The sequence below is a fragment of the Lysinibacillus alkalisoli genome, assembly GCF_014643595.1.
Lineage (GTDB): Bacteria > Bacillota > Bacilli > Bacillales_A > Planococcaceae > Metalysinibacillus > Metalysinibacillus alkalisoli.
The window spans coordinates 126,922-145,544 of the sequence record NZ_BMJT01000005.1; the positions used below are offsets into that span (position 1 = coordinate 126,922).

Here is an 18,623-nt window from a genome sequence, read left to right on the forward strand (position 1 = left end):
ATGCGTAAACCAATTATTGCAGGAAACTGGAAGATGTATAAAACATTTGATGAGGCAGTGGCATTTATAGAGGAAGTAAGTGATAAAGTGCCTGCTCAAGATAAAGTAGACGCTGTGATTTGTTCACCGGCTTTATATATTCCTACATTAAAAGCAATGGCAGATGATACAGCATTAGCCATTGGGGCTCAGACAATGCATGAGGCAGAAGAAGGAGCCTTCACAGGCGAGATTAGCCCAGCACAATTAGAGAGTGTAGGCACAGATTATGTTGTATTAGGGCATTCAGAACGTCGTGAATACTATAATGAAACAGATGAAGCTGTGAATCGCAAAGTAGCAGCAGCACTAGCTCATAACATCGTCCCAATTATTTGCTGTGGTGAGACATTAAGTGAGCGCGAGGCAGATGCAACAAATGAGAAAGTAACAACACAAATTACAAAGGCATTAACAGGTTTCACAGCTGAGGAAGTGAAACATATGGTAATTGCTTATGAACCAATTTGGGCAATTGGCACGGGTAAAACAGCAACAGCTGACCAAGCCAATGAAGTATGTGGTGTGATACGTCAAGTAGTAACAGAATTATATGACGAGGCAACGGCACAAGCGATTCGTATTCAATATGGCGGTAGTGTAAAGCCTGAAAATATTGATGAATTGTTAGCAAAAGAGCATATCGATGGTGCTCTAGTAGGTGGCGCTAGCTTACAACCGGCATCTTACCTAGCTTTAGTAGAAGCGGGGGCGCGTATTTATGGTTAAACCAGTAGCCTTAATTATACTGGATGGCTTTGCCTTTCGTGACGAAACATTTGGTAATGCAGTAGCACAAGCACATAAACCAAATTTTGACCGTTATTATGAGCAATTCCCACATAATATGTTAGGCGCAAGCGGAGCTAGTGTTGGTCTACCTGATGGCCAAATGGGTAACTCGGAAGTGGGACACTTAAATATCGGTGCAGGACGTGTGGTGTACCAAAGCTTAACACGTGTTAATAAATCAATTGCTGATGGGGACTTCTTTACAAATGAAGCCTTTTTGAGCGCTGTACAACATGCCAAAAATAACGGCGGTAAGTTGCATATTATGGGTTTATTGTCTGACGGTGGTGTACACAGTCATCAAGCGCATATGTTTGCTCTATTACAATTAGCAAAACAACATGATTTACAAGAAGTATATGTCCATGGCTTCTTAGATGGACGTGATGTAGGGCCAAAAACAGCACTGACATATATCGAGCAAACCGAAACAGAAATGAAAGCAGCAGGCGTGGGTAAATTTGCATCCATCCACGGTCGTTACTATGCTATGGACCGTGATAAACGCTGGGAGCGAGTAAAGTTAACTTATGATGCATTAGTCGATGGTATTGGTGAATATGCGACTTCAGCACAAGCAGGTGTGAAAGCTTCTTATGAGCAAGAAGTCACAGATGAGTTTGTCTTGCCATTTGTGATACAAGAAGAAGGCAAACCAGTTGCTACTATTGATACGAATGATGCCATTATTTTCTTTAACTTCCGACCAGACCGAGCGATTCAATTATCTTATGTTTTCACAAATGATGAATTTGACGGTTTCCCATTATCACAAAAACACCCTCAAAATCTGAAGTTTGTTAGCTTTATGCATTATAGCGATATGGTACATGCTGATGTGGCATATCAAAACGAAGATTTAAAAAACACGATTGGTGAAGTATTGGCGAATCATAATTTGCGTCAATTACGCATTGCCGAAACAGAGAAGTACCCACACGTTACATTCTTTATGAGCGGTGGTAGAGAAGCTACTTTTGAAGGTGAGGAACGCATTCTAATTGCGTCACCTAAAGTAGCCACGTATGACTTAAAACCAGAAATGAGCGCTTATGAGGTAACAGAAGCTTTAGTGAATAAAATTGAAGCCGATGCCTTTGATGCGATTATTTTAAATTTTGCTAACCCTGATATGGTTGGGCATAGTGGTATGTTAGAACCTACAATTAAAGCCATTGAAGCTGTCGATGAATGTCTAGGTAAAGTAGTGGATGCCTTGCTTGCTAAAGGCGGTGCAGCGATTATTACAGCTGACCACGGTAACTCAGATGAAGTAGTCACAATCAAAGGTAACCCAATGACAGCTCATACGACTAATCCAGTGCCTGTTATTGTAACGAAGCAAGGTGTTACCGTACGCGATGGTGGAATTTTAGCTGACCTTGCACCAACAATGTTAGATTTATTAGCAGTTGAACAACCTGCCGAAATGACGGGTACATCATTAATTAAAGAGGAGAATTAATCATGCCATTTATTACACAAGTACATGCACGCGAAGTTATGGACTCTCGCGGAAACCCAACAGTAGAAGTTGAAGTATTCACAGAATCAGGTGCATTTGGACGCGCAATCGTTCCATCAGGCGCATCAACAGGTGAGTATGAAGCAGTAGAACTACGTGATGGTGACAAATCACGCTACTTAGGCAAAGGTGTATTAAAAGCTGTAGAAAATGTAAATACGGTAATTGCTGAAGAATTAGAAGGGCAATATTCTGTATTAGATCAAGTTGTTATTGATGAGGCTTTAATTGAGCTTGATGGCACAGAAAATAAAGGTAAATTAGGGGCTAATGCGATTTTAGGCGTATCAATGGCAGTAGCACACGCAGCAGCAGATTATTTAGATGTTCCACTTTATCAGTATTTAGGTGGTTTTAATGCTAAACAACTACCAGTACCAATGATGAACATTTTAAACGGCGGCGAACATGCGGATAACAACGTAGATATTCAAGAGTTTATGGTTATGCCTGTAGGTGCAGAATCATTCCGTCATGCTTTACGCATGGGTGCTGAAATTTTCCATAGTTTAAAAGCGGTATTACACGCTAAAGGTTTAAACACAGCAGTAGGTGATGAAGGTGGCTTCGCACCAAACTTAGCATCTAACGAAGAGGCACTATCAACGATTATTGAAGCAATTGAAAAAGCAGGCTACAAACCAGGTGAAGAAGTGCGCCTTGCAATGGATGCAGCATCTTCTGAGTTTTATGATAAAGAAAAAGGTGTGTACAATTTAGCAGGTGAAGGCGTTGTGAAAACATCAGCTGAAATGGTAGATTGGTATGCTGAAATGTGCGAGAAATACCCAATCATTTCGATTGAAGATGGCTTAGACGAAAACGACTGGGAAGGTCATAAACTATTAACGGAGCGCATTGGTAACAAAGTGCAATTAGTAGGCGATGATTTATTCGTAACGAATACGAAAAAATTAGCAGCAGGTATCGCACAAGGCGTTGGTAACTCAATCCTAATCAAAGTAAACCAAATTGGTACACTAACAGAAACATTTGATGCTATTGAAATGGCAAAGCGTGCAGGTTATACAGCTGTTATCTCACACCGTTCAGGTGAGTCTGAAGATACAACAATTGCAGATATTGCCGTAGCAACAAATGCGGGTCAAATTAAAACGGGTGCACCATCTCGTACAGACCGCGTAGCAAAATACAATCAATTATTACGTATTGAAGACCAATTAGATAAAACAGCGCAATACCACGGTCTACAATCTTTCTACAACATTACTAAATAATAGATTGACCATAAGAGAATGTTTAGGGTGAGATTTATTCTAGACATTCTCTTTATTGTGGTGTGGCTTGTTATCGTATTTTCCGTTTTTTACTTTAACATTGTCAGCACTTTTAATTTTTGTTATACTTATTTCATTGTGAAGTTTCATTTATTGGGAGGTGCAGTAGTTTGCATACAGTTCTTTTAGTATTACTTACGGTAGTTTCATTAGGCTTAATTGCGATTGTTTTATTACAATCAGGGAAGAGTGCAGGTTTATCAGGTGCTATCTCAGGTGGAGCGGAACAATTATTCGGTAAGCAAAAAGCGCGCGGGATGGATTTAGTTCTCCACCGCATTACGATTGTTTTAGCAGTACTATTTTTTGTGTTATCATTAGCAATTTCAATAGTTTAAGCATAATCGCCTAACCATAAGTTGTGGTTGGGCGTTTTCTTTTATCGTAAAGGAGCGTTCCATATGAAAAAACTTTTATTAGAGCCGTTTTTCTTTCAAGCAGGCAAGCGTGCCGTATTGTTGCTACATGGCTTTACAGGGAGTTCAGCAGATGTGCGACAACTTGGGCGTTATTTAGAAAAGAAAGGATACACCTCCATTGCCCCGCATTATAAAGGGCATGGTGTAGCACCAGAGCAACTCATTACAACAGGGCCAAAAGATTGGTGGCAAAGTGTGCAACAAGCGTATCAAACATTAAAAGACGAAGGGTACGAACAAATTGCTGTAGTAGGCTTGTCTTTAGGTGGCGTGTTATCGCTAAAATTGTCAATGAATGAGCCGATACTAGGCGTGGTTACGATGTGTGCCCCGATGACGATGCGTTCAACAGACGTTATGTTTGAAGGCGTAGTGGAATACGCAGAGCATTATAAAAAGTTTGAAGGTAAAGATGAGGCAACGATTCAGCAAGAGATCGCTGTGATAAAACAACAAGGTATGCCAACTTTAGCCGACTTACGCAATGAAATTTTACAAGTGAATCATGAATTAGATATGGTTTATGCACCTATTTTTGTTGTACAAGCTACACAGGATGAGGTGATTAATCCACAATCTGCTACTATGATCTATGAAGGGGTTGCTTCAGATGATAAACGCATAAAGTGGTATGAACAGTCTAAACATGTCATCACATTAGGACCAGAGAAAGAACAATTACACGAAGATATTTATGCCTTTTTAGAAAAGTTACCGTGGCATATGTAATTGTTTAAAGGAGGGGAAAAAATGAATTTAGAAACAAAGATACTAGAAAAGATGCAAGAGCCTACGTACAAACCGATGAATGTTAGCGAACTTGAAGATAGCTTTGCTATGATTGAGGCAGAAGAATTCAGAGAGTTAGTTAAAACATTAGTACGTATGGAAGCACAAGGTAAAATTGTGCGATCAGACCATAATCGTTATGGCTTGCCAGAACAAATGAATTTTTTACGAGGGCGCTTTATTGGGCATGCTAAAGGCTTTGGCTTTGTAGCGCCAGATGAAGAAGGCTCAGCCGATATTTTTATTCCACCACATGAAGTGAACGGTGCGTTAAATGGAGATATTGTTTTAGTACAATTACTAAAAGAATCATTTGGCGACCGTAAAGAAGGTACGATTACTAAAATTGTAGAACGTTCACAAACCACATTTGTTGGTACATTCCAAGATAATCGTGGCTTTGGCTTTGTTATTTTAGATGACAAAAAGCTACCTATGGACATCTTTATCGCGAAAGAGGATACATTGCGTGCCATGGATGGTCATAAAGTAGTTGTCGAGATTAAAGAGTGGCCAACAGATGAGAAATCGGCCACAGGCTATATTACTAAAATTTTAGGGCATAAAAATGACCCAGGTGTCGATATTTTATCCATTATTCATAAACATGGCATCATCGTCGACTTCAAACAAGAAGTAATGCAAGAGGTTGAACAAATCCCTGATACGGTACAACCCCATGAGTACAAAGGGCGACGTGATTTACGAGACGAGCTTATCGTAACCATTGATGGTGCAGACGCTAAAGATTTAGATGATGCTGTTACAGTGACTAAAAATGCAGATGGCACGTATAAATTAGGTGTGCATATTGCCGATGTCAGCCATTATGTACGACCGGGTACCGCTCTAAATGAAGAAGCTTATGACCGTGCAACGAGTGTGTATTTAACAGACCGTGTTATTCCTATGTTGCCACACCGTTTATCTAATGGGATTTGCTCGTTAAACCCACAAGTAGACCGTTTAACAATGTCTTGTGAAATGGTCATTGACCAAAATGGTAAAGTAGTATCACATGAGATTTTTGAAGGTGTTATTAATACGACAGAACGTATGACATACCGCGATGTATATGCTATTTTAGAAGAACAGGATGAGGCGTTAATACAACGTTATGAGCCACTTGTACCAATGTTTAAGCATATGGCAGAACTGGCGCAAATTTTACGTACGAAACGCTTTGACCGTGGCGCTATTGATTTTGACTTTAAAGAATCAAAAGTGCTTGTGGATGAGGATGGTTGGCCAACAGCTATTGAGTTGCGCGAACGCACTGTGGCAGAGCGCTTGATTGAAGAGTTTATGTTAGCTGCGAATGAAACAATAGCTGAGCATTTCCACTGGATGAACGTGCCGTTTTTATACCGTATTCATGAAGACCCAAAACCAGAGAAGTTACAGCGATTTTTTGAATTTGTCACAAACTTTGGCTTATTGATTAAGGGTACAGGTAATACTGTACATCCAAAAGCGATGCAAAAGATTATTCGCGAGATTGAAGGTATGCCAGAAGAACCTGTAATTTCCACTATGATGTTACGCTCATTACAACAAGCTAAATATTATCCTGAGTCATTAGGTCACTTTGGTTTATCGACGGACTTTTATACCCATTTTACATCGCCAATTCGTCGTTATCCTGACTTAATTGTGCATCGCTTAATTCGCACATATTTAATCAATGGTGATACATCACGCGAGACATTGCAAAGATGGCATGATGCCTTAGACGAAATTGCCGACCATACGTCAGGTAGAGAGCGCCGAGCAGTAGAGGCAGAGCGAGATACAGATGCGATGAAGAAAGCACAGTATATGGCGGATAAAATTGGTGAAGAGTTTGTTGGTATTATTTCGTCCATTACGAACTTTGGCATGTTCATTGAATTGCCAAATACGGTTGAAGGGCTTGTGCATATTAGTAATATGCGTGATGATTATTATAACTTTAACGACCGTCAAATGATTATGGTAGGCGAGCGTACAAATCGTCAATATCGCATTGGTGATGAAGTAAAAGTAATCGTGACAAACGTCAATTTAGATGAGTCAGCTATTGATTTTGAGATTGTTATTGAAGGCGTGGCACCAACATTTAAGCGCACACGCAAAGCATCACCACGTGTGATTCAAGCAGGTCAATCTAATCGTCGTAAAGCGAGCGGGAATGACCGCCAACGTTCAAACAAGCGCAAAGCAGATGGCGAAAAGAAACAACGTAATGGTGAGCGTCGCACGAGCGAACGTGACCCAAGAGGTAAGCGCCGAGATGGCAAAGACCAACCTAAGTTTTATGAAGGCATTGCGAAAAAGAGCAAGCGTAAAAACAAAAAGAAACGTCGCTCATAATGATAGGGGCTGCTTTACGCAGCCCTAAGCAAGGGAGTTAGATACGATGGCAAAAGGAACAGGCAAAGTATTAGCCCAAAATAAAAAAGCAGGGCATGATTATTTTATTGAAGAAACGATTGAGGCAGGTATTGTACTACAAGGTACAGAAATCAAATCCATTCGTGCAGGTAAAGTACAATTGAAAGATTCTTTCGTGCGTATTCGCAATAATGAGGCATGGATTTCTAATATGCATATTAGCCCCTACGACCAAGGCAATCGCTTTAACCATGACCCATTGCGCTCACGCAAATTATTATTGCACAAAAAGCAAATCAGCCAACTCATTGGTCGCATTAAGCAAGATGGTTATACGATTGTGCCATTGAAAATGTATGTGAAAGATGGCTATGCTAAAGTGCTAATTGGTGTGGGTAAAGGTAAAAAGAATTATGATAAACGTGATGATTTACGTAAGAAAGATGCGAAACGTGAAATCGAACGTGCTTTCAAAGCAAGACAACAATAGCTACGCACTGTAGGCGTTTACTAGAGTAAACGCTTGTATTTATGTATAAAAATAGGTATACTAATAACAGTCGCCAGTGAGTGAAGCAATTCACCGTACTAGTCGTGTTACTAGCTCCTCGAGTATTGAGGCAATTTTTGAGGGGGCGTTACGGATTCGACAGGGATGGTTCGGGCTTTAACCGCGCGTCGGAGGTCTCGTCTTCGTCATCAACGGAAGTTATATAATAACTGGCAAAACAAACAACAACTTAGCATTCGCAGCGTAAGCTCGGATCTGCCTTCCTACACTATCGCCCATGTAGTATAGTAAGGCTCACTTATAGTGGGATACGCTTTACGGTGCAACTAGAGTCGTAAAGAAGAGATTTCCTAGTTAGCGCACAGGACGCCAGTTTGTCGGCATAATGCTGCGTGATTTCCAAATAGGCAAACTACACGCGTAGACGTTGGAGTAACGGAGTCTCTGGACGCGGGTTCGACTCCCGCCGCCTCCATAAAATTTTAACGTAAAACGTTGATATATCAGCGTTTATAGGACTAGGGATATTGAACGGGAGTTGAACTCTTGGACAATATCCCTTTTCTTATCCCTATGGAAAATTAGCATATTTGAGCTTGTTTAAAGACCTTCTAAGTAAACATATTAGGAGGTTTTTTTTATGTCTAATAGAAAGCGGAAACACGGTATATTCGCTGTGAATAGTGAAGTAGTAATGCTATCAAGTAGTAAAGGTGAAGAAAGAGAAGGTACGCACAATAGTATTGCACTTGAAACAGTCTTTAAACAAATGCGTATAGCAGGTAACAGACCGCGCACGATTGAAAGCTATGAGTATATCTTTAAACAGTTTGTAGAGGTTTGTGGAATTGTAGTAGTAGAGGATATTGATTTAGATAAGCTCTATCATTACTTAGATGTTTTACAAGTTACTCCCGCGACTAAACTAATACGCTTAAAGTCGATTAAAGCGGTACTAAGCAAGCTTTATAATAACGGTTGGTTAAAAGACCGCTTCTGGAGCAATATTCAAATTAAGATTGATAAGGAAGTAAAGAAGGGAGCGCGCGAGTCTGATATAGAGAAGCTCCTGCAACTAATAGATCAAACTACTTTTATAGGCTTTAGAGACGCCGCTGCGATTAAAGTAATGTATATATAAGACAGGTATTCGTATTCGTACGTTAGGAGAGCTTAGAGAGCGTCATATTGACTTTGAAAACCTATGTTTAAATTTAGACGGCTCTACGTTAAAGAATCACAAATTCTTAAAGCTCCCTATTGATACAGAACTAGTGGAAATGTTAAAGCTGCTTATTCAGTTAAACAATGGTATCCGCGCTCATTTTGGAACAGACAACCACCATATCTTTATTACTCAAAACGGTACACCGATGAATAATAGTAAATCGTCTAATTGTGCTATCTCAAAACAATTAAGCAAGTATTCGAAGCGGTTCGGCTTAGAGAATATCAATGCACACGCGATTCGCCGTGCATATGCGAAGAATTTGCTAGAGAAGGGAGCTAGTATTGCTTTAATCAGTAAAGCTCTAGGACACAGTGATTTAGCCGTTACAACACAGTACCTTGAGCTGGACGTTGAAGAAGTGGCAAAGGACTTGAGAGAGCATTTATAGTTGAATATTATATGGTATGATATTCATATTAAGGTAGGATAAGGGGAAGTGCGAATGTATAAAGATTTAGCAAATGCAACAGTACAAATTATAAGTGGTTCGAGTAGTGGAAGTGGTTTTCATTTTGTTAAAGAGAATATTGTAATAACTAATCATCATGTGATAGAACCCTCTTTAATTAGTGGAGATATCCCAATTTATGGGCAATATGAAGATGGTTCAATATGTACATTAAAAATAATTGATTACTCTGATAAAACAGAGTATGATTATGCAATTTTAGAAGTAACCCAAACTCAAAACTTCAATCCATTTATACTAAACCCTAAAGTGTTAGAAAAATTTGAAAGAGGAACAGAGATTATATTTTCAGGTTTCCCCCATGGGATTCCTCATCTATTAACACATAAGGCAATAATTTCTGCTCCAGTATCTAAAGGATTTTATATAGATGGTTCGGTAAATGGGGGAAATTCTGGAGGACCGATTATAGATGCGTATGATGGAAATGTAATAGGTATTGTTACTCAAAGAAGATATGTTGGTAGTGTGGATTTACAACATATATTACAGGAGTCGAGACAACTAGAATCCCACTTTTTAAATCTTTCTAAAGGTGGAAGTGTATTCATAATGGGAGTTGATTTTAAAGATTTTGCTATGAAAATGGCGAAAACGAATAACATTGTATCCGATGTATTAACACATAATGCAAATAGTGGTATCGGAATTGGATTTAGTATATGTTTTGTTTACAAAAAATTACAAGAACTAGGTATAATCAGTGAATAGTATATTGAAAGTAATTAAATATTATTACTTGTATTTTATACTCAATGCTCGCTTCGCTCGCCGCGTCAGCTCGTTCCTCGCTGCGCGGATTTTTTATTAATTTTTTATTTAGCAAGCTATGTAATTCGAGGACACAGACCACCCCTTATAAAAGGGATGGCGATACGGATACGTAATCCTGAGGTATCTTCATAACATTCAACGTGCCCAGGTGTAGCTTTACCACGTATATTCTCAATAACTCTGTTATGCCACCTAGCCAAAAGGCTACTACGACGGTGTGTTCTGGGAAAAGATAACACCATCTAACGGTGAATCACTGCTAAGGAAGGCGGGCTAGTTTTTAAAGTGTTCTCCTAGATAACCACTTTTGAAACGTATTAAAATTTTCATTTTCGTCTTACAATTATAGTACCTAAGGGAACGCGAATGTTAACTAACGATTTAAACATTCTCTACTTACTCCTGTGTTATTGACTTCTTGCACCATATACCGCTTCGTAAACTACATTAGTATCTAAGCCCACCTCATTAATTAAATATTCCTCTAAAGATTTCACATATACTAAGTAGTTGTAAGAAGTGTTATAGCGACTATTTGGTCTTTCCACTCGCTTTAATTTGCTATCTACTAATCGTTTAGCTGAATCGTTAGAAAACCCAAGTCCTAGCCTTGAAAGAATTCTACTTACCTGCTCTACTGTATAACTCATATTCATTTTTTACCCGCTCCTTTAATGTGATTCATTACTTCTTGATAATTAAATCTACGCGCTCCACCTATTAAGCAACTTGGGATTTTATTCTCCATTACCCAACGTCTTACGGTTGTTTCTGTAACTCCGAATAGCTCGCTTACTTCACGAACTGATAAGAATCTTTCCACTGTATCTCCTCCTGTTCTTCTGTTTACTATTAGTATAAGAACACTAATGTAATGAATTAACATAGCGTGGTAGCGATTTTTACTGTATTTTTTGAATTGATATAGAAAATTATTTTGCTATTAGACAGGGAGAGAAGGCGCGACTAAGTAAAAAGCTAGTTTTAGTGAAGGTGCCTAAACATTTGCGAAAATTTCATGCGCGTATTACGAGGGTTACCCGTCTTTAAAAGTACTTCAATCGTTCATTCGACACGGGGTTACCCTTTAAAAGTTTATTTGTTCCCTATAATTCCCTATGATTCTATGTATCTATGAATAAATTGGGTATATTTATTTAATTTTATTGTAATAAAAGAGAATAATAGTTAATATTTAGTTGTGATAATATAATTGGGAGTTGAATATGAAGTGAAAAAAAATGTAGTGTCATTTATAAATATGAAGGGTGGCGTAGGGAAAACAACATTATGCGTAAATATGGCATATTGTTTAGCTACTCACTTTAATAAAACTGTTTTATTAATTGATATGGACCCACAATTTAATGCAACTCAATATTTAGTAAAAGATGAAGTTTATATGAATGAGATATTAAAGAATAATTTAACAGTATATTCTATAATGAAGAATAAGGTGGAAATGGGAGATATTTTAATCGGAGCTGAAGAGGAACCTGAAACAGAGCCTGAAACACCAGATTTAAGATATAATGTAGCAAAAAATTTAGATATTATTGCCGGAGATTTAAAAATGTTAAATTTAGAGGGTCCTACGGGTGGATTAGATGACAGACCATATAGGCTCTTAAACTATATTGAAGATTTAGATTTTAGAAATGACTATGATTTTATATTTATTGATTGCCCGCCAACACATTCTATATATACTACAACAGCTTTAAATGCAACTAACTACTATATTATGCCGGTTAAACCAGACTTTTTATCTACGCTAGGTTTAGATTTGTTTGAGAAGATGGTAAAACAATTTAATAAAAATGCTCCTAATAAAGTAAATGCTTTAGGAATTATTTTTACTTTAGTTCAGCATTATAATCATCCTGAAATACATATGAAGAGAGTAAGAGATAAATTTAAATTTAATACATTTACAAATATTTTAAAACAGTCTATTAGAATTCCTGAAAATGCGGAAAGTCGAACGATGATTTATGATATACCTAATGAAAGAGAATTAAAAAAATCTATAATTGATTTGTCAGAGGAGTTCTTGTCAAAATTTTAATTTAAGAGGAAGTGAGATAGCGTGGAAAAAGAATATAGTGAATTGATTGAAGTAGCGAAAAAATTTAATTCAGCTTATGAGATATTTAAAGTTAATGATGAAAGTTTAGCATACAGTTTTATGTTAAGTAATGGTTTAACAGGACTCGTTTTGTCTAAAAAACATTTTAAAAGAAATAGTGATGTATTAAATTTTTTAAACGAAGAATTGCAGATGGATTTACCTGAGTATTTACAACATAATAGAACTTTATTGTTAGGGAGAGTTCTTAAATGGATTAGTGAACTAGAAGATATAAATCAAATAAAAAGCTACTTAAATACTGTTTATAACGAACTGTCAGGAAATAATGAATCAGATTGGTCATCTGTAATTAAATCAATAAATTTAGAAGGGTGATTTAATGGAAAACCTTGTAGAAGAGAGTTTTAATTCTATTTTAGACTTATTTAAGCAAAATATTTTTAACACTGTTATGTTTAATAATCAATCTGAAAAGCAATTGAGAAAAATCCACGATGGGGCATACAGTATAGCAATATGGAAAAACGAAATAAATAGTGATGAACAAATAAATGAAATACTTTCTAATTCTATACAAATTTTACATATAGGTGTTTTTAAAGATGGTAAAGTTACTGCTATTTTAACTAGAAATATAATAGATAACTTTTTGAAGTATTTAAAGCGAACTTGTGAAATTGTAGGTGTAAACTATACAACAGATTTATATACAAAATTAAAAAAATACTTCGATGAAAAAAATCTGAAAATAGTGAAAGATAAGTTAATCGAGATTTGGGGAGTATATCAAAGCAGTTCAGATTATGTACACTCTACCAATAGTAATAACTTATCCTTATTTAATAATGTAAAGTCATATAGTACTAAGCAAGTGGATTTAAATTATAAAAGTGAAGTAACTAATTTAGAGAAGGTATTAAAGGCTATAAATTTTATACTTATAATACTAGAACCGAATAAATACGATAAAATGGATAAGAGTATTAGGGAATTTATTTTCAGTTATAATAGTGAAGATAGTAAGGCTATAATTAGAGAACATTTTTATAAAGTTAAAATTAGATAATAATGCTTATTCATTGTATAATCAATTTTAATAGGTCTTTAAACTGAGTTCGTAAATATGTAATACTCCCTAGTGGATAAAATAGTTGAAATGAGCGCGGCTTTAAAGCGTGTAAATCCTTGTGGTTCTAAGTGTCGGCATAAGGAATCGCGAATTGCAAATAGGTAGACTACACGCGTAGAAGCCGGTGTATTGGAGCTTCTGGACGCGGGTTCGACTCCCGCCACCTCCATAATTGAATTTTCTAGAGTTGTCTAGAGTTGTCAAAACCCTTGTATATCAAGGGTTTTTTCTTTTGTCTATGTCATTGAGTGGCATTTGTTTTCAATCAATGGCATTTAAAGTGGCATTTATTAGTGTTAAAAATCCATATATTTTGCAAACTTTTTGGCAGCAACTTCTTTTGCTTTTTCCGTTACGTGTGTATAAATGTTCATAGTGGTTTGTACATCCGTATGTCCTAAACGGTCTTGTACTTCTTTAATAGTTGCACCAGCTTCAAATAACAATGAACAATGGGTATGATGTAATCCGTGTGTAGTGATTTTTTCTAAATTATATTTTTCTTGTACTTGCACAATCCATTTTCGTGTTTTGGTTGGCTGGTGATATTCATTGCGTTCATTACTGAAAACAAGTTGATTAGGTTTTAATGTATTAATCCCTAACTTTAAATACTCTTGCTTCTGCTGCTTTTTCCAAACGTCTAAAATATCCATCGTTACTTTATCCATTTAAATTGTACGGATAGAGCCTTTTGTTTTAGTTGCCTTTATATATAGTTGATTATCTTCACCACGTGCTAATGCCTTGTTAATACGGATTTCCCCATCCTTAAAATTGAGGTTATTCCATTGTAACGCTAGTGCTTCACCTTTACGCATACCAGAGAACGCGAGTAACCGAAAAAGTGCATGTACTTTCATATTATTTTCTTTCTCAAAGCAAGTTAGTAATTCGATAAGTTGCTCACGGTCATAAAAGATCTCGTCTTCTTCATGCTAATGCATTGTTGTCTGTAGGGGATTCCACTAAAATAAAAGTGTTACTTTGTAAATACCTCCTTTAATTGAAAGATCTAATACTTTAGCAGCATAAGATTTAACCATTCGAAACCGCTGTAGCTTTTTAGCCCATTCATCTACATGCATTTGGCAGATTGCAACATCAATTTTATCTATTCTATACTCGCTCATTGCAGGTAAGATATGATTTTTGAAAATGGCAGTAGTCTTCACGAATGTACTTTCTTCTACAGTATTCTCGTAATGGTTAACCCATAAATCATAAAGGTCTTGATACGTTTCTATTTGACGTTTTTTGTACGTACCATTATTAATTTCTAGTTTTAAACATGAAAAGGCTAATTCCGCTTCTTTCTTTGTTTTAAAATCACGGCGAGTGGTTCCAAGTTCTTTCCCTGTAAGCGAATCAACGCCAATATACAATAGCGTTTTTCATTATTTTTTAGCGTATAGCTAATAATAGATGTTCTTTTACTCAAAATTTAATATCTTCCTAATGCTTACGGAGACAAGAGGATATAGCATATTTTGCTACATCTAAATTGTATAATAAATATTGACAAATGCCTAATGTATTTATTAATTTCCTCTTGCTCTGTTTCTTCCAAATTTAGTGGATACATATAGTTTAAAAAAGAAAAAAATAATCCTTTTCATTTTGAGATAAAATTCTGATTAATAAAATGAGGCAGTTTTTTAAATGCTGTTTTCGTATTAATTGTTGTTTCTTGACCGTATCTATAAAAAGGTAGGATGGAACGGTACAAAGAAGTTGGTAATTGTTATTTGGGCAACCATTAAAGTATATAATAAAACGTTTTCGCCTACATTTTTAATTTCATGCTTTCCCTCATTCTGATAAGGAAGAATGAGGAGTTAGTTGACATTTGTAGAGGGTAAATAAAGCATGTAGATTATCAGACTACCAGGTGCCAGCTACTTATTATTTAGAAGCTATAGCTCTGTTAAATCGAGAAAAAGGCCAACAAGGAAAGGAGTTTTCTTCATTGCTTGCAGTTAATTAGTTTAAAGAATTGAATTGTATTTTTAAAATGGTATTTATATACCGATAAATGTAATTGTCGAAAAAACTGAAAATCATTATAAGGTCCTGAAAAACGTGATTTTTAATAGGAATTTTATAAAGAAAAACAGATGAATTTTCTATTGAAAAAGATGTGAACATAAGAGGTGATACCATCTGAAAAAAGTAATAATTGAAAAAACTAGTAACTTTAATGATTTTGTTATTTTATAAACTGATTAAAAATATTAATTATCTATTATTTTACAATAATTGTTAAGTGTTTGGAACTATTTAAACGTTGGGTTATTAATGATTTTATTTGGGAATAAAGGGGTTTTAAATTGATTGGATGTTAAATCAAAAATTGCGATGCAATAGAAAGATATATTCTTATTATTTCAATATTTTTAGAAAACGTTATAATATTAGTGATACTATTTTATCACTATAAATAATTTATAAAAAATCAAGTGTGTTGATTAGGGAATTATTAGAACGGTTTTTATCTCTATTCCTCAGTTTTTCTGTAAAAATTCTCTATTTGTATGAGTGTGTTTTTATTGATTTTAGAGGAAGGCTACCCGACTCCCGCGGGACAGCGAGACAGGCGTGACCAGTGCACGGAGCAACGCTGAGGAAGCGGCTCGACGCTCGCCCACAGAAAAGCTCGTAGCTCTTTTTAGGATAGGATAAAATTGGTTAATTAACACGTCTGATAAAAAATAATACATACGAGGACATGGGGTGAGTAAAGTGGAATTTGAAGAAATATACTATAGATTTGATAAAAAAATAGAACCTTGGATGATTTTTTCTATGAAACTGGGAAGTTTTTTAAATAAATATAGTCGAGCTAATAAATCAACCTTTAATATTTATTTATCATTACCAAACTCGTTAACTTTCTCGTATTTCTTATTACATGGTATTTTTGATGCTCATATGGAACAGACGATTAATCGTTCAATGGTTGCAAAACGATTCCAACAGTTAGAGAATGGAGCGATTGTTTATTATTTAGATGGAACTAAATGGAAGAGGTGTTCTGTTCAAGGAGTTTTAAAAGATTATACGGAAATTAGCCCATGGCATTTACTTATTGCTAATAATGCGGGGGTGACTGAATATGTCCCCTATTATAAATGGGAAACACATATCATTATTAAAAATCGAAAATTAGATCGAATTTTAAATGCACGTGTAGTAAATAATATTGAGAAAATTTCGGGTCCATTAACAGAAATCTATTCATCTCAAAAAATAAATAAGCGTGAGATGCTTAATATCCCAAGTGCTTATATTATTGGAAACAGAACGGAGTTTGATAAGTATTCGAATTATTTTTGGTTAAAATACCGAGATGTCGAATTTTATCATGAGGATATTTTAAAAGATGGATCTACGCAAATATTTCGCAATATTCAATGGATTAAGAAAGATGATGAAGATACACATTATTTATCTGATAATAACTGGTTATTGATGATTGGTGCTGCAAAAGCCGTTGCGAGAATGGAAGAGTTTAAAGGGATAGGTAAAATTATTTTAGACGATCAATTTGAAAACGTAGACACTTCTGAAATGCTACGAGATACTATTGAGCAAGATATTATTTTGAATAAAAAATCGATTATTACCACTGAAATTGTTGAGCAACTACAAGATACACAAATAGAAATTCCAAAGGGGGTGAGCTTCCTTGCTTGGAAATAATAAAAAATTAAATTTACAAATGATAAATTTTGTATATGGAGAGAGTAAAAAAGTTAATTTCAAGCATGTGCAACAGCAAGAAATAACTACATTATATGAATGTATGAAGCAATTTAGTCATGAAATTAGAAATCGATATGAATATGAAGATTATTTAAATGAAATGTTTGGAGATATTAGAAAGAGTATAAATCGCTTTTTTACTAGCTTTGATGAATATAACATTTTGTTTGAAAAATATTTTACTCAAATTATCGAGCGATTTAAAGAGCTCCGTGTACAATATCCACAGTTATTTAATACGTATGGGCGTCCCCTTTTAAATTCTTTAAAAGACATTAGAGATAATTATATTAATGATAATTTTTTGCAGATTGAAGTGAAAAAACATATTAATAGTCACTTGAATCAATGTATTGTAACTCGCTATGACAGCACCATTAAAGACGTAGATGGTGTGCCTATTTTACGTGCTTCGGAATATTTGAAAGGCGGAAAGATATATGATGAAGTATTTATTATTGGTTCACCAGAGTTTTATGATGAGCGCTTTTCGAGAGTCTTTTTAGCGAGAATAACATATTTTATTAGCTATGATATCTTTCAAAATAAAATTCGTAAAACAAAGCCGTTTAAAAATATAAAGAAAAGCGATGTAATAGATAATATGTATGAAAATGTCCGAATATCCAAAGGGATAGATGGACAGTTGTTTGAAGTAGACTTTGGAAAAGCACTAGAAGAACAATTTCAAAAGGATGAAATTATTGCGCGTCATGAAGGAAATTCACAAAAGTTAAATGCTATTGATAGAGTGGAAGCGAATTTAATCGTGCTACATAACAATTATTATACTTTTATTCCTATTGATTCGAAATTACGTAAAATCGATTCTAAAACATTACATTTGTCAAGTGCAAAAATAAAAGATTTAGAGCCAGGAGATTGGTTACTATTCCGTAATAATACTAATACTGATTTAATCATCGAAGTAGCCAATAAGTTGCTTGGAGAAGAGCATGTTAACCATCGAAAGTGGCAAAAAATATGGAAAAGAAAGCTTCGACATCTTATTGAAAAAAACGGTGAGGAAAAAATGATTCGTTATTTAAAGAAAAATGGTATTACTACAGCTAATCCTCAGAACTTACGTAACTGGATAAAAGAAGAAAGTATTTCGATGAAATCGTTTGATAATTTACTTGTTGCATTAAAGTTTGATGAAGAGACACAGAAAGAAATTCAGGAATCTTCCAGAATATTGAATTCAAAACATATTCAAGCGGGGCGTTTTATTACAAATCAGTTATTAAATGAACTTGATGAAACAATCGTTGAAAACTTGATTGATAACGGTTATGCAACCTTTACATCTCCTTTAGTAGAAGGAGCATCCTTCAACATAGAGGTTGTAGATGAAATCGACTATACACCGATTTTGGTAGATTATTGTGATGTATTTACTATTTGGAGGTATTAA

General features: G+C 35.5%; 18 protein-coding genes, 1 other RNA gene and 1 pseudogene. 16 read left to right on the forward strand and 4 right to left on the reverse strand.

What is annotated here, in order from left to right:
* From tpiA to IEW44_RS08915, 11 genes are all read left to right on the forward strand, one after another.
* A complete protein-coding gene (gene tpiA, locus IEW44_RS08870) occupies positions 1 to 768 on the forward strand; it encodes a triose-phosphate isomerase (protein ID WP_188614695.1) in 768 nt (255 codons plus the stop codon).
* A complete protein-coding gene (gene gpmI, locus IEW44_RS08875; protein WP_188614696.1) occupies positions 761 to 2,296 on the forward strand; it encodes a 2,3-bisphosphoglycerate-independent phosphoglycerate mutase in 1,536 nt (511 codons plus the stop codon). The genes tpiA and gpmI overlap by 8 nt, the downstream gene beginning before the upstream one ends.
* A gap of 2 nt (positions 2,297 to 2,298) precedes the next feature.
* Positions 2,299 to 3,594 carry a phosphopyruvate hydratase gene (gene eno, locus IEW44_RS08880; RefSeq protein WP_188614697.1) on the forward strand — a complete coding sequence of 432 codons (1,296 nt, stop codon included), beginning with the start codon at positions 2,299 to 2,301 and terminating at the stop codon, positions 3,592 to 3,594.
* 170 nt (positions 3,595 to 3,764) lie between these two features.
* A complete protein-coding gene (secG, locus tag IEW44_RS08885) occupies positions 3,765 to 3,992 on the forward strand; it encodes a preprotein translocase subunit SecG (RefSeq protein ID WP_188614698.1) in 228 nt (75 codons plus the stop codon).
* 63 nt (positions 3,993 to 4,055) lie between these two features.
* The gene (locus tag IEW44_RS08890; RefSeq protein WP_188614699.1) at positions 4,056 to 4,802 is read left to right on the forward strand and encodes an alpha/beta hydrolase; all 747 of its coding nucleotides are present in this window, start codon (positions 4,056 to 4,058) and stop codon (positions 4,800 to 4,802) included.
* A gap of 21 nt (positions 4,803 to 4,823) precedes the next feature.
* Positions 4,824 to 7,214 (forward strand): ribonuclease R, encoded by a 2,391-nt coding sequence (rnr, locus tag IEW44_RS08895; RefSeq protein ID WP_188614700.1) that lies wholly within the window; start codon positions 4,824 to 4,826, stop codon positions 7,212 to 7,214.
* A gap of 46 nt (positions 7,215 to 7,260) precedes the next feature.
* A complete protein-coding gene (gene smpB / locus IEW44_RS08900; RefSeq protein WP_188614701.1) occupies positions 7,261 to 7,725 on the forward strand; it encodes an SsrA-binding protein SmpB in 465 nt (154 codons plus the stop codon).
* Positions 7,726 to 7,866: 141 nt separating this feature from the next.
* Positions 7,867 to 8,224: a transfer-messenger RNA gene (ssrA, locus tag IEW44_RS08905) on the forward strand.
* Between the two features lie 162 nt (positions 8,225 to 8,386).
* The gene (locus IEW44_RS15895; protein ID WP_229704202.1) at positions 8,387 to 8,887 is read left to right on the forward strand and encodes a site-specific integrase; all 501 of its coding nucleotides are present in this window, start codon (positions 8,387 to 8,389) and stop codon (positions 8,885 to 8,887) included.
* 46 nt (positions 8,888 to 8,933) lie between these two features.
* Positions 8,934 to 9,365: a tyrosine-type recombinase/integrase gene (locus IEW44_RS15900; RefSeq protein WP_229704211.1), complete on the forward strand. Its 432-nt coding sequence runs from the start codon at positions 8,934 to 8,936 to the stop codon at positions 9,363 to 9,365.
* 54 nt (positions 9,366 to 9,419) lie between these two features.
* Positions 9,420 to 10,157, forward strand: coding sequence for a S1 family peptidase (locus tag IEW44_RS08915; protein ID WP_188614702.1), 738 nt, complete (start codon positions 9,420 to 9,422; stop codon positions 10,155 to 10,157).
* 470 nt (positions 10,158 to 10,627) lie between these two features.
* Here IEW44_RS08915 and IEW44_RS08920 read toward each other — a convergent pair whose 3' ends face one another.
* Together IEW44_RS08920 and IEW44_RS08925 are read right to left on the reverse strand one after the other, a co-directional pair.
* Complete coding sequence (locus tag IEW44_RS08920) at positions 10,628 to 10,876, reverse strand: hypothetical protein (protein WP_188614703.1); 249 nt, start codon at positions 10,874 to 10,876, stop codon at positions 10,628 to 10,630.
* A complete protein-coding gene (locus IEW44_RS08925) occupies positions 10,873 to 11,043 on the reverse strand; it encodes a helix-turn-helix domain-containing protein (protein ID WP_188614704.1) in 171 nt (56 codons plus the stop codon). The genes IEW44_RS08920 and IEW44_RS08925 overlap by 4 nt, the downstream gene beginning before the upstream one ends.
* A gap of 408 nt (positions 11,044 to 11,451) precedes the next feature.
* On the opposite strand from IEW44_RS08925, the gene IEW44_RS08930 reads away from it, so the two are divergent.
* Genes IEW44_RS08930 through IEW44_RS08940 form a run of 3 tightly spaced genes read left to right on the forward strand, consistent with a single transcriptional unit; the run spans position 11,452 to position 13,378 of the window.
* Positions 11,452 to 12,288, forward strand: coding sequence for a ParA family protein (locus tag IEW44_RS08930; protein WP_188614705.1), 837 nt, complete (start codon positions 11,452 to 11,454; stop codon positions 12,286 to 12,288).
* Between the two features lie 21 nt (positions 12,289 to 12,309).
* Positions 12,310 to 12,687 (forward strand): hypothetical protein, encoded by a 378-nt coding sequence (locus tag IEW44_RS08935; RefSeq protein ID WP_188614706.1) that lies wholly within the window; start codon positions 12,310 to 12,312, stop codon positions 12,685 to 12,687.
* A 4-nt stretch (positions 12,688 to 12,691) separates the two neighbouring features.
* Positions 12,692 to 13,378 carry a hypothetical protein gene (locus IEW44_RS08940; RefSeq protein ID WP_188614707.1) on the forward strand — a complete coding sequence of 229 codons (687 nt, stop codon included), beginning with the start codon at positions 12,692 to 12,694 and terminating at the stop codon, positions 13,376 to 13,378.
* A 359-nt stretch (positions 13,379 to 13,737) separates the two neighbouring features.
* Here the strand turns inward: IEW44_RS08940 and IEW44_RS15905 are convergent.
* Together IEW44_RS15905 and IEW44_RS15910 are read right to left on the reverse strand one after the other, a co-directional pair.
* Positions 13,738 to 14,304 (reverse strand): annotated as a pseudogene (locus IEW44_RS15905) (site-specific integrase).
* 105 nt (positions 14,305 to 14,409) lie between these two features.
* Positions 14,410 to 14,826, reverse strand: a complete 417-nt coding sequence (locus tag IEW44_RS15910; protein WP_229704203.1) for a tyrosine-type recombinase/integrase — start codon at positions 14,824 to 14,826, stop codon at positions 14,410 to 14,412.
* A gap of 1,348 nt (positions 14,827 to 16,174) precedes the next feature.
* On the opposite strand from IEW44_RS15910, the gene IEW44_RS08950 reads away from it, so the two are divergent.
* Both IEW44_RS08950 and IEW44_RS08955 read left to right on the forward strand, forming a co-directional pair.
* Positions 16,175 to 17,143, forward strand: a complete 969-nt coding sequence (locus IEW44_RS08950) for a hypothetical protein (RefSeq protein WP_188614708.1) — start codon at positions 16,175 to 16,177, stop codon at positions 17,141 to 17,143.
* Positions 17,130 to 18,623, forward strand: coding sequence for a DISARM anti-phage system protein DrmE domain-containing protein (locus tag IEW44_RS08955; protein ID WP_188614709.1), 1,494 nt, complete (start codon positions 17,130 to 17,132; stop codon positions 18,621 to 18,623). The genes IEW44_RS08950 and IEW44_RS08955 overlap by 14 nt, the downstream gene beginning before the upstream one ends.

Bases quoted from the DNA above. Each gene is read 5' to 3' on its own strand.
- tpiA (WP_188614695.1), top strand. From the start codon at position 1: ATGCGTAAACCAATTATTGCAGGAAACTGGAAGATGTATAAAACATTT.
- gpmI (WP_188614696.1), top strand. From the start codon at position 761: ATGGTTAAACCAGTAGCCTTAATTATACTGGATGGCTTTGCCTTTCGT.
- eno (WP_188614697.1), top strand. From the start codon at position 2,299: ATGCCATTTATTACACAAGTACATGCACGCGAAGTTATGGACTCTCGC.
- IEW44_RS08890 (WP_188614699.1), top strand. From the start codon at position 4,056: ATGAAAAAACTTTTATTAGAGCCGTTTTTCTTTCAAGCAGGCAAGCGT.
- rnr (WP_188614700.1), top strand. From the start codon at position 4,824: ATGAATTTAGAAACAAAGATACTAGAAAAGATGCAAGAGCCTACGTAC.
- smpB (WP_188614701.1), top strand. From the start codon at position 7,261: ATGGCAAAAGGAACAGGCAAAGTATTAGCCCAAAATAAAAAAGCAGGG.
- IEW44_RS15895 (WP_229704202.1), top strand. From the start codon at position 8,387: ATGTCTAATAGAAAGCGGAAACACGGTATATTCGCTGTGAATAGTGAA.
- IEW44_RS08915 (WP_188614702.1), top strand. From the start codon at position 9,420: ATGTATAAAGATTTAGCAAATGCAACAGTACAAATTATAAGTGGTTCG.
- IEW44_RS08920 (WP_188614703.1), bottom strand. From the start codon at position 10,876: ATGAATATGAGTTATACAGTAGAGCAGGTAAGTAGAATTCTTTCAAGG.
- IEW44_RS08940 (WP_188614707.1), top strand. From the start codon at position 12,692: ATGGAAAACCTTGTAGAAGAGAGTTTTAATTCTATTTTAGACTTATTT.